Source organism: Taibaiella lutea, from assembly GCF_008629695.1.
GTDB lineage: Bacteria > Bacteroidota > Bacteroidia > Chitinophagales > Chitinophagaceae > Taibaiella > Taibaiella lutea.
This window is the reverse complement of sequence record NZ_VWSH01000004.1, coordinates 155,878-178,864: the sequence shown is the minus strand read 5'-3', so window position 1 is coordinate 178,864 and position 22,987 is coordinate 155,878. Positions and strand designations below refer to the sequence as shown.

Annotated in this window: 12 protein-coding genes; 3 read left to right on the top strand and 9 right to left on the bottom strand. The window is 39.8% G+C overall.

Annotation, left to right across the window (positions count from 1 at the left end):
- The first annotated feature begins 31 nt into the window (after positions 1-31).
- Entirely contained in the window at positions 32-478 is a 447-nt protein-coding gene (locus F0919_RS15690) for a low affinity iron permease family protein (protein ID WP_150033741.1), read from the top strand.
- 80 nt (positions 479-558) lie between these two features.
- Here F0919_RS15690 and F0919_RS15685 read toward each other — a convergent pair whose 3' ends face one another.
- From F0919_RS15685 to F0919_RS15655, 7 genes are all read right to left on the bottom strand, one after another.
- Entirely contained in the window at positions 559-792 is a 234-nt protein-coding gene (locus F0919_RS15685) for a hypothetical protein (protein WP_150033740.1), read from the bottom strand.
- Positions 793-827: 35 nt separating this feature from the next.
- Entirely contained in the window at positions 828-1,451 is a 624-nt protein-coding gene (locus F0919_RS15680; protein WP_150033739.1) for a YciE/YciF ferroxidase family protein, read from the bottom strand.
- A 79-nt stretch (positions 1,452-1,530) separates the two neighbouring features.
- On the bottom strand, positions 1,531-2,370 hold the full coding sequence (locus tag F0919_RS15675) for a hypothetical protein (RefSeq protein ID WP_150033738.1): 840 nt from the start codon (positions 2,368-2,370) through the stop codon (positions 1,531-1,533).
- Positions 2,371-2,698: 328 nt separating this feature from the next.
- Positions 2,699-3,172 (bottom strand): SRPBCC domain-containing protein, encoded by a 474-nt coding sequence (locus F0919_RS15670; protein WP_150033737.1) that lies wholly within the window; start codon positions 3,170-3,172, stop codon positions 2,699-2,701.
- 71 nt (positions 3,173-3,243) lie between these two features.
- Complete coding sequence (locus tag F0919_RS15665) at positions 3,244-4,053, bottom strand: AraC family transcriptional regulator (protein WP_150033736.1); 810 nt, start codon at positions 4,051-4,053, stop codon at positions 3,244-3,246.
- 55 nt (positions 4,054-4,108) lie between these two features.
- The gene (locus F0919_RS15660; RefSeq protein ID WP_150033735.1) at positions 4,109-5,131 is read right to left on the bottom strand and encodes an SDR family NAD(P)-dependent oxidoreductase; all 1,023 of its coding nucleotides are present in this window, start codon (positions 5,129-5,131) and stop codon (positions 4,109-4,111) included.
- A 724-nt stretch (positions 5,132-5,855) separates the two neighbouring features.
- On the bottom strand, positions 5,856-6,107 hold the full coding sequence (locus tag F0919_RS15655; protein ID WP_150033734.1) for a hypothetical protein: 252 nt from the start codon (positions 6,105-6,107) through the stop codon (positions 5,856-5,858).
- A 274-nt stretch (positions 6,108-6,381) separates the two neighbouring features.
- On the opposite strand from F0919_RS15655, the gene F0919_RS15650 reads away from it, so the two are divergent.
- Complete coding sequence (locus F0919_RS15650; RefSeq protein ID WP_150033733.1) at positions 6,382-9,171, top strand: PAS domain-containing protein; 2,790 nt, start codon at positions 6,382-6,384, stop codon at positions 9,169-9,171.
- 107 nt (positions 9,172-9,278) lie between these two features.
- Complete coding sequence (locus F0919_RS15645; RefSeq protein WP_150033732.1) at positions 9,279-10,118, top strand: S1/P1 nuclease; 840 nt, start codon at positions 9,279-9,281, stop codon at positions 10,116-10,118.
- A gap of 1,179 nt (positions 10,119-11,297) precedes the next feature.
- On the opposite strand, the gene F0919_RS15640 is transcribed toward F0919_RS15645, so the two are convergent.
- The gene (locus F0919_RS15640; protein ID WP_150033731.1) at positions 11,298-11,996 is read right to left on the bottom strand and encodes a hypothetical protein; all 699 of its coding nucleotides are present in this window, start codon (positions 11,994-11,996) and stop codon (positions 11,298-11,300) included.
- A 7-nt stretch (positions 11,997-12,003) separates the two neighbouring features.
- Positions 12,004-22,977 carry an RHS repeat domain-containing protein gene (locus F0919_RS15635; RefSeq protein ID WP_150033730.1) on the bottom strand — a complete coding sequence of 3,658 codons (10,974 nt, stop codon included), beginning with the start codon at positions 22,975-22,977 and terminating at the stop codon, positions 12,004-12,006.
- Positions 22,978-22,987: the final 10 nt, after the last annotated feature.

Genomic DNA, 22,987 nt, shown 5'->3' with positions numbered 1-22,987 from the left:
TACATTGGACTGTTCTTTAAAAACCATCGTTATGAACAAAAACAAACAAAGCGGTTTTGAGAAAATCGCCAATAAAATTACACAATGGACCGGTTCTTCATGGGCATTCGGGTTCGCGGCAGGTACGATATTATTATGGGTTATAACAGGCCCGGTCTTTAAGTTTTCCGACACCTGGCAGCTTGTAATCAACACGGGTACAACGATTATCACTTTTCTTATGGTATTTCTCATCCAGAAAACACAGAACAAAGACTCTAAAGCCATACAACTGAAGCTTAACGAATTGATTGCCGCGAGCCGGAAAGCCAGCAACAGGCTGGTGGATATTGAAGATCTGGACGAATGTGAGCTTGATACTTTGCATGAATATTATCAGCAGTTATCTGATAAGTCAGAGGAAGATGAAGATATTCATCAATCTCATTCTATAGATGCTGCCAATAAAGTGGAAGACTGGAAAAATGAAAAGGAATAATATGATTAGGGATTTTAAAATAGTATGGCAAAGACCCGTCAGACGACGGGTCTTTAACTTTTAAAACAGGGATACTTTATTTATCTTTCCATTGTAGCAGTACTGTCAAGGTTATTATTCATTCCTCCTTTTTTATCATTTCGCTTCATTTTCTTAGAGGAATCCTTTTTGCTTGTGTCGTTCTGTGTGGAGGTGCTGCTGTTATGCTTTTTGGCAGATTTATTTTTCCCGTTCATCCCTGTAGAATCCTGTTGGGCAAATGAAAGAGAAGTAAACAACATACATCCGCACAACATTAAAAATATCCTTTTCATAAAATTTATGTTTGTAGTTAAATGGTTAGTTTAAATCAATAAGCAGCGGTTTCGCTTTCTTCTTCCTCGTCGCCTTCCCGGGAAGCTTCAAAATTTATATAGCTTTCTGCAACGTCGGTAAGCGCTTCATCGGTCTCTTCTTCTTCGGCAAGGGTTTTATTTAAAAGGTCGGCCGCTTTATTGTAGTTAAGTGTCAATGCCAATTGTACCAGGCCACCATAAGACGCTATCTCGTAGTGTTCTACTTTCTGCGCGGCTATGATCAATGCAGCATCGCGTGTCATAGTTCCTTCGGGTGTAGAATTCTTTATTTCTTCACACTCTTTAAGAATGCCGGCCATTGCCTCACACTTCTTAGCTTCTGCCTTTTGCCCTGTTTCTTCAAATACTTTTTCCAGCCTTGAAATATGTTTGCGGGTTTGCAATTCATGATCTTCGAAGGCCTCTTTCAATTCTTCGGTAGTAGCTGCATCTCTCATTTTCGGAAGTGATTCAACAATTGCTTTTTCCGCCCAATACATATCTTTCAGTGCATCGATAAAAAATTGCTCCAGAGGCTCTTCCTTTTTATGCTTTACAGTACTCTTGCTATTGCTGCTTTTTTTCAGGCTATCTGCATTTGATTTTGCAGTTGTGGCAGCAGTTTTATTTGTCTCCATATCAATAAAAAAATTAAGGGGATTTAATGGTTTTAAAACAAAATATGGTTGCCTTCCTCAAAAGGCAACCATTATCATATTATCTGTTGTTTCTTGTTGTTCTTCCGCTTTGGGAAGTATTGAAATTATCACGTTCCATGCTTGAGTTATTGCCGCCAAAGCCACGTCTTGCTCTTGACGACATGCCCTGCGCGCTTCTCCATGAATTGCCGGAACGGTTACCATAAGATGATGAATTTTCGTTCATTGAAGAATCCATGCGGCCATCTCTTCTGTGCATAGATTGATCGTCCTGACGATTACCTTCATTATTATTCCAGCGGTCATTATTATGACTCATAGAGTTACCGCGACCATATCTGCCACTGTTGTAGTCATCATTATAACGCTTGTTGTTGCCGTAAGAATTGCCTCCATAACGATTACCATCGGAATAGTTTCTGCCCTGATCATAGCTGCCATTGCTATAATTACGATCATTGCCGTTATTATTCCTGCCATATCTTTCGTTATGGTCGTTGTTGTTATTGTAGCTGCTATATAAGTTATTATTGCTGTTATAATTACGGCTACGGCCATTATCATTATTGTCCCATCCTCCATTGCTGTAGGAATCGCTTCCACCTCTGTATGTGCGGTTCATATCATTCCTGTCATTCATAGATGAATATTGCCTGTTCCTGTCGCCGCCATAATTTTCATTGCTGTCATTTTCGTCATACCTGTTCCCATAATTATTATACTCATCATATTCATCATCATACCGGTTTTGAGTATCATAGCTATCTTCGTAATCATCCTGATCGTTATATTGTCCTTCATAACGATTGTTGTAATTGTCGCGGCCGTTGGAAGATGAATAACGGCCATTTTGATTTCCTTCGTTACCACGGTTGTAACTTCTGTGTTGTGTTCTCATAAAATTGGTTTTTTGAATTTAGTTTTGAGACATTATTACAACCACAGGAAATGATTGGTTTAGATAAATTTTGTTAAAACCACACACACATCATTTTGAATAAAATGTCTATGAAATAATTGATTATATCATTTGCAAAAGCATTCTGATAAGTTTTTGAAATTGCCATATACGGGAAAGGCACATTCAAAAAAATGTGCCTTATTTAATAATTTGGTAAAAATTAATTAACTATTTTTTTACAAGAAGTTCTTACCTTTGCTTTTTCATACTTACTTTTTTTTAAGGCACTCTTTAGGGAGCGCCTTTTTTTATTAAATACCACATTCTATTGTTCCGTAAACTTTGCAAGGTTTTCGAGTGTAGACTGAATGCCCTTTTGATGGTCAGACTCTTTTATACCTGATGGAACGTCCTCACATCTGATTGTTACGAAAGTTCCATGCGGCACAGTTTCAAGTTGGGTAATGACTTTCATGGTGCCGGCAAAGGCAGAATTATCCGATTCAAAATTAACCGCTTCAACAATCTTTCTGTCTTCTTTAAGCTCTTCAAATATACCGCTGAAGACATCGGCATGCGCTGTGGTTTTTCCGGGCGTATCGTGGTGTTCATCTATAAAGCTGAAACACATTTTAAATATCCCTCCCTGATGCGGGTTGAATTCAAATATTTCACACTTCATACCTTCCGGCGGTCGCCATGACATGACAGATTCAGGGTTCAGGTAAGCTTCATATATAACTGCTGCCGGTGCGTTTATTAATCTTGAACCTGTATCTGTTCTTTTGTTTGCTGACATAAAATGGTTTTAAGAAGAAAACAACCGTACAAAATAATTGGTTTGAATGAATCTTGTTAAAATAACAACTACTATTTATCAGATAAAGATTGCGGTGAATATCCGAAACGGTTCTTAAAAGCATAGGAAAAATGCGAGAGGTTTTCAAAGCCTGCTTCAACATAAACATCAACAGGCCTTCTTTGCTTTTCGGCTATATGATAATGTGCCAGTTCCAGCCGCTTGCCCGTAAGCCATTTTTGCGGCGTGGTATTAAATGCTTTTTTAAAATCCCTTCTGAAGGTCGAAACGCTGCGTCCTGTATGATAGCCAAAGCGCTCCATCGTCATATTAAGCATATAATGACGTTCCATAAAAGTGGTAAGGTTAATCTTACCCGGGTCTTCAAAATTAGCCAGCAAGCCATCCACATTTTTATTTATGGACCTTAGTATGCTGATGGCTTCTTCAATCTTTATAACCGCTATATCGGGAGGCAAATCTGGACCGAGATCAAAATAAGGAATCAATGATGCCATGCAACTTTCCAGTAAGAGATGGTTTGAAAAATGATATACTTTCTGAAGCGGCTGCATTTTACCTGTTGCCTTATGCCTTGAATAAAATGCTTCCAGCCTTTCCTTCGTAAGATGCATGGCCACTGTTTTATGTGGTTTCCCATCTTTGGGATAATTGATAACAGTTGCCAACTGGTTGCGCGGAATCAGAAAAATATCTCCGGCATTGAAAGTATGCGTTTCTTCGGCCTGAATAATTTTTGTCTCACCCGAAATGAACCAGACCAGGATATGATGTTCAAATATCACTTCTGTTTTGAAGGGCTTTCCTTCAAAATGTGTGAGCTTTATATCGTCGGTTATATATTTTGTTTCAAATTCCATAAGCATAAAACCTTTTGCAAAAATAACGCAAGCTGCTGAGCAGGCAATACCTATTCTAATTAACGGGAAATGATATTCCGGTCAGTTCTTCACTTAGCTTCCATAATCTCTTTGCATTTTCAACATCTAATGAATAAGGTTTTACACCTCTTAATGTTGAAGGATCATCAAAATTGTGTTCCATATCTCCGTTATCAATTACGGCTATATCTCCATCTTCACAATACACACCGCCTATGTCTTTCAGTTGCGGACTGACAGCACACCAGACAGATGTCGCAGCGCCTTGTTCCACATTTTTTAGTTTTGCAGCCACTTCGGAGAATATGTTTCCGTCTGCATCATGGGTACCCATCTGCTGAAATAATGACATAGGAGCCACTCTGCCAAGATCGGTTCCGTTCACAGAACCCGGGTGCAAAGCATAGGCGCGTACACCAAAAGTCTTTCCGCGATGGTCGAGTTCGACAGTAAAAAGATTATTGGCAGTTTTGGACTGTCCATATCCCTGCAATGTTTCATATTCTCTTTTCAGGAAATTGGGATCTTCAAAATTAAAGGGAGCTATCTGATGCCCGTAAGATGAAACATTGACAACTCTTGCACCATCTGCCCTCTTCAAGGCAGGCCAAAGTTTTGCCGTTAACTGAAAATGTCCGAGATGATTGGTCGAGAATTGCGATTCATAGCCCCGCTTATCGCGTTGCAGCGGCACCCACATAATACCGGCATTGTTAGCAAGAATATGGAGTCGTTCATTTGCTGCAAGAAACTTTTCTGCGAAGGCATTGATAGAATCCGGATCCATAAGGTCCATTTTTTCCACCATTACATCAGAAATTCCTGCTAAGTTATTTGCGGCTTTTTCTACATCGCGGGCAGGTACAATTACTTTTGCACCTGCTGCTACAAAAGTTTTTACAGTCTCCAAACCTATTCCGGCATAGCCGCCGGTAACAATAGTTGTTTTGCCATCAAGGCGAATGTCTTTTATTACACCGGCAGCAGTTGATGCTGCATTGAATCCGGAGTTGATGGGTTGTTGCAATGCTCCGTTATAATTGTCTTTTAATTTCATCTTGTAGTTTTTTTTATAATGCAAAACTAACAAGCGCTCAACAGACTCACTTTGTTTAAAAAGTCAAATTACTTTGTTTAAAAAGTCATTCTTTTTAATTGGGACTATATGCTGTTTGGAGCATGAAACATAACATCGATAGGGTGTAAACCCATCGTTAAAAGATAGGGTTTATACCCTATCTTGTTTTGTACTGTCCTTGCGGGACTTGTAAACATTGTCCCAACATGGAATTGATTCTGGCCGGATTATTTTTCAGTAACCTGATACCCCTTTTCAGGGTTGATAATTCCCATTACAACAACCGTAAATTCCGGCAGAGCAAATAAAATTTCCATTTTAAAAAATGAAACTTATTTTTAACGGTTCATGATATGATCAAAAATAACATAGGACATCCGTAAATAGTGCCTTCCTGTTTTTGAGAATATTGTAACAGTAAACCATTTCAACAGACCTATGCCGAAAATGAATAAACCGACGAAAAGAAAAGCACAGAGTATAACAAGAAAATGTCCGAGATGCAAACAGGAAACTTATAACAAGCGCATACACAGATCAAAATTCGTAAAATTTTTATTAGGTTGGCTCCCTCTTGAACGCTACCAATGTGCTATATGCAAATTGCAGTTTCACATCCTGAAAAAAAAGATTGATTACACCCCTTTAGAAGGATGAAATTGTTAAATGATTTTATTCCTGTTTAAAACCAAACTCATACGGCCTAATCCAGCCTGAAATGTTCATGAATAGTATCATTAATAACTTTCTGAACATCATCTAAAGATACAGACCAGCTTTCCATAGCTGCCAGTCCCAGTTTTTTTAAAGTAATGGTTTCATTTCTTAAAAATTCTATTTCTAAAATATATCTTTTAAGTGTGACGCTCATGGGAACGTCTCCTTTGTACGAATCAATGGGGTATTTACTCAATATTTGCAACAATTTCTCTTTTAGAGTGTCAAGTTGAGCCATAAGGTTTTAAGAGTTTGCTTACAAAGGCAAATCTATAAACAACATTATATTCCAATTCAGGTATTTTCACCTGTTTTTGGGATAAAGGACTTTTATCTTACCGACATCTAAAGAACTTTTTATTTATTGACAGGGACATGCTATTGTCACCGTATTAAGGTTTTGCTTTACATAAATCTAAGATTGAAGCCATAGAAACAAGACCATTTATTTTAAACAAAATGATTTATTTTTGGTTACGTTTGATAGACTATTTAACCATTCAGCCTTTCTCATGCAATTACCTTACGGAGAAGACTTATATAAAGCCGTGCTTTATGCGCCTATCGGAATTTGTATCCTCAATGCGGATACTTATGTTGCCGAAATGGTCAATGATAAATTTCTGGAAGTAGCGGGAAAACCATATGATGCTGTTTTCGGCAGGTTTTATTGGGATGCATTTGCCGAGGTCCGGCCGTACTATGAGGCCGCATTGACAAACGTTGCTAAAACCGGAGAGGCTTTTTATGCCAATGAGATAGAACTTATGCTTATCCGTCACGGACAGGAAGAAAAGATCTTTGTTAATTTTGTTTATGCTCCTATAAAAGACGATGACGGCAAAGTCAGTAAAGTGGCTGTTTGGGTGTTGGAAAATACCAAACAAGTAAAAGAGCTGCAAAAGACAGAAGCTGCAAGAACAACGTTTGAATACGAACGTGACCGGTTCAAAAGCTTTTTTATGCAGGCACCTGCAGGCGTTTGTATACTCAGAGGTCCGGAGCTGGTTTATGAACTGGTCAATCCTGCCTATCAGGCTTTATTGCCCGGCCGTAAATTACTGGGGCGGCCCATTTTAGAAGCTTTACCTGAACTTGTGGGTACGCCATTGCAGGATATATTGTCAGATGTTTATCATAATGGCAAACCTTATGAAATGAATGAATTGTTAGTCCCAATCGCAGAGTATGAAGGAGGGCCGACAAAAGATCGTTATTTCAGTTTTAGTTATCAACCCTGGAGGGATCAATATAACAAGGTGGACGGCATACTGGTCATCGCCTTTGATGTAACGGGGATGATCAATGTACAACAGCAACTGCAGCAGGCGCGCGAACAGGCTGAACAACAAAAAAGGGTTTATGAAACCATCACTTCGGGTACTCCTGACCTGATGTATGTGTGGGATCTTGATTATCGTTTTACATATGCCAACAGCGCTCTGCTGACCATGTGGGGAAAAACATGGGATACGGCCATTGGCAAGGGCTTGCGTGATAATGGTTATGAGGAATGGCATGCCGCAATGCACGAACGGGAGATTGACCAGGTAAGGGCTACCAAACAGCCGGTACGCGGTGAAGTATCTTTCCCGCATGCTGTTTTAGGCAAGCGGATTTATGATTATATCCTGATACCTGTACTTAATGACGATGGTGAAGTTGAGGCAGTAGCAGGCACTACGCGTGATGTTACCGAACGGAAACAGATGGAGGAAACATTAGCGAAAACTTCGGAAGAACTACAAGCCATTAATGAGGAAATGGCAGCGACCAATGAAGAGCAGGCAGCCTCCAATGAAGAACTGACTGCAACCAATAATGAGCTGGCTTTAGTGAACGAACAATTGTTGCTGGCCAGGCAAAAAATAGACGAAAGGGAGGTTGCCTTAGGGCTTGCTATCAGTGCGGCTAATTTTGGTACATGGTTCATTCATTCTGTAACACGGGAGTTTATTACCGATGCGCGCTTAAAGGAATTATTCGGATATTATCCCGAAGAAGATCTGTCTATTGAGCAGGCTCTTGCACAAATTACGGAAGAATATCGTGGCTTTGTGTCTGCCAAACTGGAAAATGCAATATATCATGGAGGCGACTACGATGTAACTTATCCTGTGGTAGGCCTGCACGACAAACGCCTGCGCTGGTTGCGTGCCATAGGAAACCTGAAGGCTGATCCATCCGGTGATTTTTCGGCATTTACGGGTGTGGTGATGGACATTACGGAACAACATCTTGCCGCGCAAAAGATTGAGCAGGCAGAAGAGGCATTGCGGATGGCTATTGAGTCGGGAGAATTGGCCATCTGGCACCTTGACGAAACGCTTGGTAAAATAATCGCTTCTGCAAGGTTTAATGAGTTGTTTGGTTTTGCTGCAGACGAAGAAGTGTCTTTCCCGGCGGCAATTGCCCAGATTCTGCCGGAATACCGGCAAATGGTACAAAATGCAGTCAATGCATCGTTTTCAGATGCTGCGAATTTCAGGGTTGAATACCCCTTGACAGGTTTTCATGACGGGAAACAGCGTTGGGTCCGGTCTGTGGGTAAATATGTGCGGGATGAAAAAAACGGCAATTATATTACCGGCGTTATGGCAGACATTACCGAGCAGAAAATGGATGAGATCCGGAAGAATGATTTTATCGGTATGGTCAGCCATGAGTTAAAAACACCGCTTACATCGCTTACGCTTGGCATTCAGATGCTGGAGTTTAAACTTAAGGAGAACGAAGATCCATTCGTCCCGTCTACATTGAGTAAAGCAGGTTTGCAAGTCAAAAAAATGAATGGACTGATTAATGGGTTTCTTAATATTTCACGGCTTGAATCATCCAAACTACAGATTGTTAAACAACAATTTGACCTCAATCAATTAGTTGCTGAAACAATAGAAGATACTATAGTTACTACTGCAGTTGACAATATCCGCTTCGAAAACAAAGAGCCTGTTTTTGTTAATGCGGATAAAGACAAAATATCGTCTGTCATTTCTAATCTTTTAAGCAATGCCGTAAAATATTCACCAAACGGAACTTTGGTTGAAATCAGATGCTGGCAGGAAAACGATCAGGCTTTCTTTTCTATAAAGGATGAAGGCCTGGGAATCAGAAGCGAGGATCTTGATAAAATATTTGAACGCTATTACAGAGTGGAGGATCACGGCAGGAAATTCATCTCCGGCTTTGGTATCGGCCTTTACTTATGCTCCGAAATCATTCAAAGGCATGATGGTAAAATCTCTGTAGAGAGTGAGTTTGGGAAAGGAAGCAGGTTCCGTTTTTCCATACCGCTTAAATGACATTCTGCTAAAAGAATCGTTATTTAAATGGAAGCTTTGCACAGCGTCGACTCTTCTACCAAAATAATGGTAATAGTCCGGTAATATTGCGGAATTACCTTTAAGGTATGAAGAAGATAATATTACCATCCATACTTATTCTTTTAAGTATTATCATTGGTTCCTGGGGTACGCTGGGTCACCAAACAGTTGCAAAGATTGCAGAGAATCATTTATCTCCAAAAGCAAGACAAGAAGTAGCTGTATTGCTTGGCAAGCAAACGCTGGCAAATGTTTCCAACTGGGCAGATGAAATAAGGCCGTTGCCCGAATATAAGTATGCTGCTCCATTGCACTATATTAATGTGCCTTCCGGCCTTGACTATAATGAGTTTTCAAAAGCTGTGACAAGTCAGCAGACGGATAATATTTATACAGCCATTCTCCAATGTAAGAAAAAGCTATTGGATAAAACAACTACCAGGGAGCAAAAAGCAGAAGCCCTGAAATTTCTTGTACATTTTGTAGGGGACGCGCATCAACCAATGCATGTCAGCCGTGCTGAAGATAAGGGAGGCAATACGATCCAGGTTCAGTTCGATGGAAAAGGTACTAATCTCCATGCTTTGTGGGATAGTAAACTTATCGATCACCAGGCTTTTGATTTAGAAAACATGGTAAAGCAATATGATCGGGCGAGCAATAAAGAAATTGCCGGATGGCAGCGTGATGAGATTCTGAAATGGCTATTTGAAAGCTATCAGATATGCGATACTTTATATGCGGAGGTAGCAAAAGACAATAAGCTGACTGAAGATTATTATAAAGCACATATACCTATAGTTGAAAAACGCATTGACCAGGGCGGCATCAGGTTGGCGGGCTTATTAAATGAAATATTTAAGGATGGTATTTCGGAAGGTGCTATCCACAGTTTAGCAATTCCCCTTGAAAGAAAAGGTAACTGATTTTTTTTCTGATATTACAATTGATAAAGTCTGTTCAGCAGCAATGACTGTCAGATACTTTCGTGTGCTAAGGCAATCAGAAATTGAAAGTATAGTTTACTCCAGCTCTTTTTTGGCTTTAATTTTTCTTTTTATGACATCTCCCGTTATGGTAATTTATATCTGAAAGGTATGTTTTAATCAAATTATTATAAGGACTGAGAAAAAGTTGCTGCAAATTTCCCGGCGTTCCGAGGTGTTTGATTTCGTGTACATGGTGTTTGCTTCGGCGACGGAGGTGTTTGATTTTGTGTCAGCTTCACTTATTTTCTGTCAGTGTTCTTTGATTTGGTGCATATGGTCATTGCTTCGCTGTCAATAGTGTTCGATTTTACTTTAATGGTTTCCGATTTTGTGTCAGAGGTCTTCGATTTTGTGTCAGCCGTGTTTGATTTTGTGTAAGAGTGCTTCGATTTGTATTATATTAAAACCGATTACATGTTTGAGTGGTTCGATTTCGTGTCAGAGGTATTCGATTTTGTGTAAGAGTGCTTCGATTTGCATTATATTAAAACCGATTACATGTTTAAGTGGTTCGATTTTGTGTAAGGGTGCTTTGATTCTTGTTATATTAAAATCGATTGTATGTTTAAGTGGTTCGATTTCGTGTAAAAGGGTTTTGATTGGAATACAGAACGCTTCGATAGATTGTAAATGGTTGATCATTAGCTGCTATAGAGGATTGCATTGAGAATGGGGTGGTTTGAGAAGGGCGATGAGAGATTTGATGGAAATGTTACCGTAACTTATTGGTTGCTTTTAAGTTTAGCGGGATTTGCGAAGAGATTCGCGGACTTGGCGTATTTGGTCTTGAGTGTGGAAGCATCAGGATAGCAGCAAGAAGGAATACTTTCAGTGCGCAGAATCCTTGTAAGAATGCGATGCGGGGGTGCAAATAATTTTTGTAATGTTAATAATAATTATACGACCGGAGCAATGTTCCGGTCGTTTTTTTATGTTCGCATTAAGCAATGCATTGAATTGAAAGAGCTGCTACTTTTTTTAAAGTAGCAGCTCTTTTATTATAGTTCTGAGTTACAAACTCAGAACAACAGTGTTGGGCTAACTAACACTACAGATAGCGGGGCTTACTTTATAACATGAGTGCAGCAAATGAACATTAGAAACTCAAAGAGAAGTTTATCTTATTTTAAATGAAGGTAATTCATTCCATGAGATTTTACCAGTCGAATGTTCTCCATAACAGCCGTCCTCCATTACAGGTATAAGTAATTTCCTTTTAGAAAAGCTTTCTTTCTTTATTAATGCTATTAAACTTGTATCGTTACAGAATTGAGTATTAATTCCACTTACTAAATGATCTTTGTTCCCAATAGAAATAACCGTAAGGCTAATGTCAGAACAATAATGTCCATTACAAAAAATTGGGCGTGCTAAAAATATGAAATTCAATTGCCCTCCTAATTTGAGTATACCAACAGAATCATAAGTTGAGAAATAACGATCCCAAATAACTTCATTGTTGACATCTTCTTTTAGCAGCGTATCATTCAATTTAACGAACGTTTTTTTATACAATTCCGGGTCAAGAAAGGACATATTCTCTTCATATTTATAACTTCCAATTATTTGCACTTTAAAATCATAGAAAACTACTTGTATCGAAATTTGTGCAGTGCTATGTTTAAATGTAGTGTCATATTTCAAAATTGGTTTTACAAAAAAGAAAGTGTCATTATTACCCACATTAAATGAAGTTTTGTTTCCTATTAGTTGTTTTACACCGCAATTATTAACATGATGAGCGCATCCAATCTGGAAAAAGAGACAGATAATGCTTAATAGCTTTAAATAAAAATGAAATTGCTTAAAATTCACGGCTTAATTAATTTGTTTTTGTTGTTGGGGATGTTGCAGGAGGTGTTGTTGTAGGTGTAGTTGTTGCATCTTTTTTAGGAGCATTTGATGTTCCGTTGCCGGTCCAATTAGCTTCGCCATTAGCCGAATCATCTGTCCGTTTTACATCCTCATCATTTGCAGTACGGAGTAACCCTTGAATGGCAGCCTCATTACTTGCTTTCATTTCCGGATTTTGATTTCGTTCTTCTAACGAAGAATTATAGAACTCAGCATAATGCAATGTCCTTATTCGATTCAATTTCAGTTTTGTACCAGGTATTAACGCTTTTGCAGATGGATTTTGCCTTTCCGCTGACATTCTTTTTTCATGAGAATCTCCGTTTATCATAACCTTATCAAGTGTCATTTGTAAAAAAACTGGCCTATTCCTTAGTGCGGGATATTCCGTGCCGAGATTTGCCCCTTTATTTACTATTGCATCAGCAACAAATAGCTTTCCGCTTTTATCAACATTCGGTGCGTTTGGTCCCTGGTATGTTTCGTTGTATATGGTCGATGCATATTGTTGGAATTCTTCATGATTGACTGCCATATAATTAAATGTCAATACATGTTCTTCTGTTACAGTTTTTCCCTTTACTTGCTTAGAGGTTACCAGCATAACTAATTGGCTGCTTCTATCACTTCCTTGCCCCAAATAAGTGCCATCTGCAGAATATCGATATTCAAGACCTTCTAAATCCTTCCCATCAATTACTCTGTCTTCTGCAAAGTTGTATGAACCATTCCATGGATATTTTTTTGCAAGCGGGTCAACACTTAAGAATCTTCCAATTCTTGTATCTTGTCCCCTCTCTTTAAACTCCATGAAATTCCCAATCCCTGCCCATTCATTTACCTTCTCCTGTCCGTTGAACCCAAAGCGATATTTGTCTTTATAGCTATTGCAAATATCAACAAGATAGCTTTCCTGTACCTGTACTTTTTTCTTGATGCAAATATGATTTACCTTCATTACTATCGGACCTAAGAACCTTACCCTGACATCAGACATGGTTGGTGTGTAGTTTAAGTGAAAAAGACCGGCTTTATTAATGTTTGCAGTTGCAAGTACGTTCCAGTTGCCACCAATGTCCTCCGCAACTTCCAGTGTACCACTACCCGAAGTTAACGTATTGACATCAAGCTCCAAAATTTGCTCTGTATTGGGAGTAGAAGGGAAACGGAAACTCACCCATTCATTTACGCGATCGCAGCCGATCACAACTGTCCCTGCAAGAACACCCGCTGTGGCTTTATCGAATTTTGTGAAAAAAGGCCATACCCAATTGTAAACATCGTAACAGGAATCAACCAATTTGGTTATCCATTTTGTTTGAGTGATAGTTGTACACTTGGACGTAGTATCGCTTGTGAAACGTCCCGGCATCAGCATACCGAAAGGATAGTAATCATAAGTAGCAGGCATGGCCGGATGGTAACCTTCTATATTATATTCACCGTAAGGGAACGGCAGATCACTAACCGTGCCTTGCACATTGCCCAGATGGTTGGTCAATTCATATTGTTTTTCACCTATCCGATGGCTTGCAAAATACGTGCTGAAGTCAGTAGCATTATATGGTTCCAATTGAAGTCCGGCAATAAGATCATTGAACTCCAGGCTATACCATGGCCTGAGCGATGACAGTGTAAGTGTATCCGCCGCTATAGTAGTATCGGCATAAGCATACATCCTGTAGAATTCACCCGGCAAATAATCTTTGGTTCCCAGCCTGCTGCTGCCATACAGATGATGGGAAGACAAGGAAAACCTGCGCGACTGCAATGCATTGACATAGGCGGTGTGTACAATGGAATCTATAATAAAAGTATGCAGGCAGTAATGATCCTGTATTCTGTACATATAATCGGTGAACAGGTCAAGTGTGAGATTAGGTATTGCTGCAAGGCTTTCTGTAAGGATAGCGTGGTTTCCTGATACATCCATAAAGTTTACCATGAACTGCGCAGGATCGGCATGGTATGCCGCACCCAAAAGCATTTGGCCATCATTATTTCTTTCCATAAGCGTGCGCGCCTGATCCCAATTGTCAAAGAAAGTAACAACATCTGTCCAGTTGGTATAATTAAGCGTTGCGTCTATCAATACCGGCATAAGTACAGCCCCCATGCTTCCCGTATAATAAGCGTCATTTAATATAGCTGTATCAGATGCTATTGAATCTATGAACATCGGGTAATTTTCTTTATTATCATAATTCGATCTGTTGTCATACAACCAGTTTACAACATCTGTTAAAAGTGCATGGTTTGTGGCATTCTGAGTAAAATAATCCTTCAAGGCTTTTGCATTATCAACGCAAACGTCCTCCTGATAGTCAAGCTCGGTATGATCCATCAATGCCTCTGTCAATTCCGGCATTGTTTCGCATAGATGGGTAAATACATTTTGAAGAACATCTGTTTCTGTAACAGCATTGTTATCATAAATCAGGCTGCCAATGAAATTATTTAATTCATCGGTGTTATCTCTATCTGTTGAAAGGGTATTATTAAAATAAGCAAGGTTATTGCTGCTTTCTCCTACCCATTTATCCACTTCCCTGATATCTGCATCACAATCATCATGCTTCGGAATCCCAAATGCATTCATTGCAGCGCGAAATGCGTTCGGAGCCTTCAAGCAAAGCAATTGATATGCCGTGAGCTCATCGTTATCCAAATGGAACAGGGTTGCCGAATTATATAATCCTGCCAGAAAACTGTTAAAGGCTGTGGGGAAATCTTTCCCTGCAGCGTTTATTTCGCTAAAGAAGGCTACCGGCTCTATACCATGTTCGATAATGTATTTGTTAAGCAGGCTATCATTTACATCGCAATTATGCGGATTGTAACCGTCAATACTATAATCAGACATGATACCTTCCAAAAGGTCAGGTGCGGTACTGCACAATAGCTGAACAAAATCAGGATTCAATTGAAGATTGTTTGAACACAAATCGTGCAGGAATTTATTGTGAGCTTCATCATTGTTACTTAGCCAGTTGTTCAGGTTATCTCCAAGTACATTTATATTATTTGCCTGATCATAAAGAGCCATGTCTCCGAACATGTGATTGGCACTGTAAGCTCCTGATACAGTATTATAAAAAATAGTAGGATCGCCACTCATATAGAAAGATACGGCACTATCCGTAATCTGATCATGTACCCAGGAGTCATTGGTATTGGCAACCTGAAGGACGTGATCCCTGAAATATGAATTGTAGGAATAAAAAGGATTTATAAAGTCCCTTATATAAATCTTAGGATTACATAGCACCATTGCAGAAGCGGTTATGTACTCTATCCATTGTTGCTTCGTCATAGCATAATTTGCTTCATTTTTATAGATGGCAAGGATATTGCCCTGTGCATCTCTTACATAATAGTCGGAATATGCAGTAGAAGAATCTTTACCCGGAGAAGATTGAGATACGGATTTAAGATAACGGTTGCCTGCGCCATCATATTGAAACCCAAGTGTCTGATTTTGTGTTCCATTGAAGTCGCGCGTTACCTTGTTATAGTGGTTCCATACAATATCGTCCTGACCGCTTACCAGGTCTTGTGTAACATTTCCGGTAGGATCATAATTATACCGATTGGTATATTGGTTCACATACTTCCTGATATCGTTTGAATAGTTATCATCAGCCATATCCGTAATATTCACCAGTTTGTTGTTATTGGTGGAATAGTTGGTATAGCTTCCATAATAATAACGCATGCTGTCCATTTGCTGATGACTTGGATTATTACCGTTGCGCACCAGTTTTTTAAGGTTTCCGTCAGGATCATACGCGTAGCTGCTGTAATAGTCGGCCGTGGTTGTAAGATCAGCAGTGGCCCTGCTCATATTAGCGTAGTCGGCTCTTACAATCCTGTTAAGCTGATCGTAAGTATAAGTGGAGGCAAGATCAGGGAATGGTAATATACTTGTGGTTGCTCTTGGTATGTTGCCATTATACATATTTTTACCCATGGCTGCTATATGCATCACTGCTGTATCGCCAATCGGTTTATAATCGCCTTTAAAGTAATCGAGCGTAAGCGCCACGGCATCGTTTGCATGCACACTGTTACCGATTGCATCTTCACCCATATCCATCTGCGGATTCAATTGGTCGCCATTGATTGCCTTTAACCAACCCTGAATAGTATAAGCATAATCGACACCTTGTACCCGTAAATCACCGACACTTATGCGGGCAAGCGGACCATGCTGATAATATTGATAGGAAGCATCTCTTTGCCATATAATACCGTCGTTGCTGGTATTTACTTCGGTAATACGGTTATCATCATCATAGCTGTATTTTTGGTAAAACTGGTCTGCAAAGCCACGATTATAACTTAACAGATTGACCTTTCCACTGATAACATCATAATCATAATCAACCCTTTTGAACCGCTGCCCGATATTTTTCCATTCGGGATAATCACGTGTGAGGGTCTTTACATTTCCCGCTATATCGTAACTAAAATGCATAGCATAGGTATAATTGGCAGCTGCACTGTCTGTTGTTCCAAGGAAATCGAAGTATTTTATGGTTGCAACTCTTTTACGAAGATTCTCCTGTGGCGAATAGCCTAAGTTAGCAGCAATATTTACACTCACTGTATCGTAATTGGTCAATACAACTTCCTCCCTATCCTTTGACCGGACATAGGCTATAATTTCTTCATTTGACTTGTGGGCAAGTGATGTAACAATTGGCGGCAAACAGGTGATCTTATGGTTTACCGGATCATAATAAGAACAAGGAGGCCCGACGGTTGAAACTGTTGCAGGATAAATGGGTGTGAAATACGGACATGCCACTTTTGCCTGACCTGTTTCTACTATACGACCTTGTTTGTCATATAAGGTATAGGTCATTTTGCCGGATGGCTTTTGCTTGTCATTTTGTGAAAATATCACACGTCCTGCGGCATCATAATAAAAATCTGTCGCTCCTCCGTCAGGAGTTTTCTGATAAACAACCTGGTTTAAGGTGTTATACTTATATTCCGATATTTTAGCATCCGGAGGGATGATGTTACCTGCAGAAGGATTAGTTCTGTAGTCATCAACCAAAGAAAGATTAGGACTTGGCACAGGGAACACACCTGCGGGCGGTACCGTTAGTGTCAGGTTCCCTGCCCTGTCGTAGTTATAAAGAGTATAATTGAATCGTTGGTTACGGTAAGAGATAAACAGGTTCTCTGAAATGCCTTCGTTCATTATATAGTCATAGAAGTCAGCATAGAGCCTTTCTCTTATTGAGTCTATATAAAATTTATACTTTATTTTACCTTCATAAACAGCCGTATTGAGAAGATCACGCTCACAATTATCCACGGTATCTGCAAGCAGTGAATTTTCACCGATTGCATGGTCCAGCAAAACATTATGTAATACTTTGTTTTTTGCAACCGTAAAATCTGTAAAACCGTTCAAATCAAGATCCGGTACAGGAGAGGAGGTATTGTTAAGCGTAATATGAAAAGAACGCGAATTATCATCCCCCAGGTTAAAGCCGTAATCCTGTACCATATAGCCGGGTAAATAATTGGTATCAATATATTCCGGTGTACGGATAAAAACATTATACATAGTATCGCCTGTGTCAAAATAGCGGTACCAGAAAGCGGTATCCCTGCATCTGAAGGCAGTAAGCATGCCGGTGCCTACAGGTATATTCACAGTATTAGGGCCTGTAAAGAAAATCCCACCACCGAAATGTGCCATAACCCTACTAAGGATGTACTGCAATTTGTCATAATGTGTATTATCGGTAGCTGTTGAGGGATCGCCAATATATAAGTTCTGGATATAAGAGGGTTGTGCCGGATGACCATAGCTGAGTACTTTGCCGTTTAGCACCGGTATTCCGGATTCAAGGCTGACAACCTGCAATTTATCAAGCACAGTTATTGAAGGGAGTGACTGGTTATAGTAAGCATATTGAAGGTAGCCTTGTTTTTCCGGCAGGTAATACTCACTGTTTATGCTGTGTTGTATACCATGAAGGAATATTACTGAAGCGGTATGGTTATAAACATACTGTTCAAGTGTCGCCATTTTCCTGTTATTACCTGCAAAGTCATTTATATTGGGTGTATAAATGCTATACATATAACACGGTGTAAATGCGGTCCCGTTCCATGCATCATAAGTACCTATATTGTAGAAAGTGAGGGAATTCGGAGCTCCGGGAAATACAACCGAATTGGACAGTGTTGTACCTACAGGTACAAAAACGGTGCTTAGGTAACTTTCGTCGTCTATATCCTGAAAGGTAACATTCAATGCGTGACTGGTGCATGGGTATGTATGGATGTAATCGTAAAAAAGCCTGAGTTTGTTTTTAGGAATATCTTTTAAGCTTATTCCTACTTTATAGTTTGAGCCTGAAATCCTGTAAACATACAGTGGAATAATATTAACCACAGGGTCATAATTGTTGAGTGCATCAACAAAGGTAAAAGCAGCAGTACTGTCGCCGAATACCAATTGAAATACAATCATATCTTTGATCGTCATGCTGTCGGCCAGAGCGCAGCTTTCTACAAAGTCAATATATTGTTCATCTGTGAAGGCCCTTTTAAGCCTATAGTTCATGAAATTCTTCAACATGGTTTTGTAATAAGGATGCATTACTCCTTTTACATTATATGCAGTACAGGTATCGCGAAATTGCAGGTACAATTTTTTCATCTCTGTACATGGAACACATTCACTGATGGGGTTTTCACCAAGGTTATTTATTGTAATCTTGTCATTCCACGCTTTCATGTTATAATAATGCGTAGAAGAAGAAGATTCATGCTTTGCTACCACAGCAAAAGAATAGTCTGCTATGTATCCTGAAGGGAAGGCATTATAGATCTCCTTCATGCAATAAGCCTGTAAGGAAACGGTTTCGCCGGAGCCCGGGATAAAGGGATCTACAAAGGTCCCGCCCTGACTTGCTTTAAGTGACACTTTTACTGTAAGGCCGGAGCGTGAATAGCTAATAGTATATAGCTGCTGTTGGCTGTTAAACTCAACATTGGCTATACAAGTGTTTACATTGCCTAATTGTTGGGAGATTAAAGTAGCAAACGGATTACCGCCGGTAAGCGGAACAAAATAGTCATTACCCGGATTCTGCAGGGCACTGAGCGAAAGACCATTCAGGAATTCTGTTATTCCGTCAAACATCGAAACATTTCCACACTTGATACCTCCCGATCCATAGTCATCCGGAGGCGCCATTAACTTATCGTAACTGACAATATAGGGATTGCAGAGATCGTCCATGTTGATGCCATTAGAAACCAATGCATCTGTAACTTGCTCAGGTGTAAACTGCCAGTTTATGACCTGACCTGTATTGTATAGGTTTTCAAGGTAGTCCCTGACGTTGTCGAGGTTGGCAGCAGGCAAACAGTTTGTAAATTGAGCCATCATGCTGTCAAGCACAGCATTCATCAAGGTATTGCTTGTACCTATGTATGTACCTACTGCGCTATCTGAAGCGTTCTGATAACCCGTCATATCAATCGTATCAAGCATAGACAGATATTGGTTAACAACAGAAAGCCCGGTAACCGGAACTGTAGTACTGGTATTATTTACAGCTGTGGTAATATTATCCAGCAATGTGTAGTAAATGGAATCATTATTAGGGAATACAGGTTCCGGAATCAGGTGCATCCTGACGGTGTCGCATATACTGCAATCAATTCCATTAGGGAAGCCCGGCATCAGGATATAAAGGTACCGGGCGCGGTTAGATAAATAAATATTCCGGATGGCTTCAAAGTATTTTTCCTTGACGTAATCATTTATCAATGTGCCAGATGCAATCTCACTTTGGAACATTTCCGACTGGCACTGTTCCAGCATATTACCAATTGATGTCTGACAATAGGCCTGATTGAACGCAATAGTATCAAGACACAAATAGCCGTCCTGGAGATAAGCCATAGTATCAAATGGATTAGGAAACAAAGCGGGGTATGCCATCATCTTACCATGTATCGGATCATTAGCGATAATATCGGCAAGCTTCATCATGCCTAACTGGTCCGCAATATCGGCATTAGGAATCTTTCTTAGTTTTTTTGCATACGGATCATCGACGCAATCCAACATCTTACAATATTCAGGATGCAGCGGCAGTAAAGCTTCAGCTATGCTGTCGTCGAAGATATTAATGAAATCTTCTACCGGTAATTGTTGCAGATTGGTATAGATATTTCCAAACCTGATGATAGTATCGGGCATGGTTGTTATACAGGCATTCTGATAACGGTATTTACAATTAAGTGTATCGGTACCATTTAAAATGATATAAGGGCCCGCAGGAAAAACGGTCGGTCCCCAACCTGCCTGGTTTAAATTTTCCCAGTTACCTAAAGTCAGCCCTCCGGGATAAGGAGTGCCTTCGCCACCTCCTGTCAATACATCTTCAGCTGTAAACTCTTGATGCCAGTTATTAGGATTAGTGCCGGTGCCACAGTATATCGTAAAATCAGAATTGTTATTGCCTATGACAACACCGTTTATGGTATGATAGACACCATATTTTCTTTTAATATACGCGCTGTCCTGATTAGGATATAATTCCTGAATCATTTCATATTTTTTGCTTCCACAGGAAGGGCAATCCAGATCAACATAATTTTCCGGGCAAGGGAATTGTTTGGATAAAACGGACTGCTTTATAAACCAGGGTTCATCCTTCAGGCAGTTTTCGGTTGTAGGCAATGACATGAAAGTATCGACAGCAAATGCCACATCATCCGTATTTATAGTAAGTTCCTTATGAAGGCTATGGGTGCCTTTTTCCATATAGAAGCCTAAGGGCGGTGTTTGTTCAAATGCTACTTGCGATCCCGATGTAACTACACCACTATATCCTAACACACTATCGCTATGTGCAACGATGACACCACACTCGTCAAATATCCTGTAATCGTATTGTGCCTTAACCGTAAGGTATTTGCCAATACAGAAGGTTTCGAAAGGCTTGAACTTGTACACATATTTTGCTGTGTTATTACCTGCGGCTTCATTGAAAAAATTCTTATCCAGGATACGCTTGTTGCCAATTATCTGTTGGGTGGTACCTGCAAGAAAATCATCCGTGTACTGTACAGAGTCAGCAAGGTTTTCATTTGAAACCAAGGCATGTATAGTAGTGTCCGGTAGCCCAACCATGGAACTCATCATGGTTTTGCCTTTATAGTTTGTAATATTAAGCGATAGCTGGCCGTTGGGATCTCTGGCTACGGTTTTCCGGTAATATTCAGTCCATCCTATATTTGTACCGAAATAACGGTTAAGGTCATTCTGCTCGGTGCCTACATAATCATTTTTGATATTGTGTTTATAGCCTATCTGAAGTGTATCTCCTGCACCACCCTGCTTTTCAACTCTTTCATCATAACCGGGCGAATAAACGGTCTGTACTAATGGGAAGCCTCCTGCATCGGGAACAAATTTCTGGTAGCCTGACTTATCAGGGTTATTGGGAGAATAATAAATATCTGCAAGAGAGCTGTCATGCAGGGGCGGAAGCAGTATATCTGCCGGACAGGAAGTAAGCTGTACTGTATCAAAGTCCTGAGGTTGATATGGATTACCTGTATTTTTGTTCAGCGCCAGTTTTAACTGGTATCTGAATGAAGGAGAATTAACAGGTGTAGGCAAAATACTGATCGATGGCCGCCCTTCGTAGTCATAAATCTGTTCGGTGGCAATTAATTTACCGGGTGTACTATTGAATCGGGTGATGCTTTGCCTATTTTTGAGCATTCCGTCATAATAGCTCATCACATGCTTATACTTACCTTGCTCCGCAAATGAAACGGTGTATTGCCAATTCAGGCTATCACTTAAGTGGGCGGTATCTATCTGATATATATTATTGCTTGCAACTCCGCTTACTGTACCGGTCGAAGCAAGTGTCCAAGGCCCGTAAATCGGATATTTATATTCAGAAGAGTCGGGCCTGACCAGCCTTACACGATAAATTACATATCCTTTTTGGTATATCAGCGGTATCTTGTAATAATTGGTGTCAACCCAGACTTTTGTAGCATTATCAACAAAACTATAGCTTAAGTTGCTTGCTGATTTCGTAGATATCGGAGTGGTATTATTGTACGGATCGACTTTGTAATTATCAACATAAGTCCATTCCAATTCATATTTTACAGGTAAAAGATTAAGCTGCAGATTGTCAAAGATGGTCATGCCATTTGGTTTCCAGACAACAGGCAGGTAATCATGAGTAGCAGTACTTTTATCAATCTTAAGATTTGCAGAAGCGCCGTATGCCGTATAAAAATTACTACCATTCTTTACTCTGGTATTGTAAGGCTCAAACAATACTGCACCTTCAACATTGAAATTCAGCAGATTAAAAGTGCTGCCGGGCCCGAGCGTCACGGGGGTCGGTGTTCCGCCTGCACCGTCAATTTTATAAAGGCCGGTAAGCACTATCATGATTTTATGGTAGTTGCTGTATTTTTTATATTGCTTGTCCTGATACAGAGCAAGTGAATCCGGATTGAAGCTTATTGTAAGTGTATCATTAATAACAGGGCTGGTAGCTGTATTTGGTGTGGCAGGATTGGAGAAACCATACACTTTATAAGTAAGCCTTAATGTGTAAGGACTGAAAATCTTGAATGGATATCGGTGATTAACCGAAAACCGGACAATATCATGCACGCTCTTAAACTTAATATAACTCGCCCATGAAGAGCTGTTGCTCACCATGTCATCCCATGCAGAATGACTTACGATAATAGTATCATTGAGTCCATGAGCTTTGATGGAATCGGCAGTATGCATGACATTATGATCAAACTGCTTGAAGTTAAAGGTCTGCCCAAATGTTCCGGCAGGGAAAAAACAGATGGATACAGCTATTAAATATACTGTAATGATAACACTTGACTTAAATGCTTTTTTCATGATATCATGA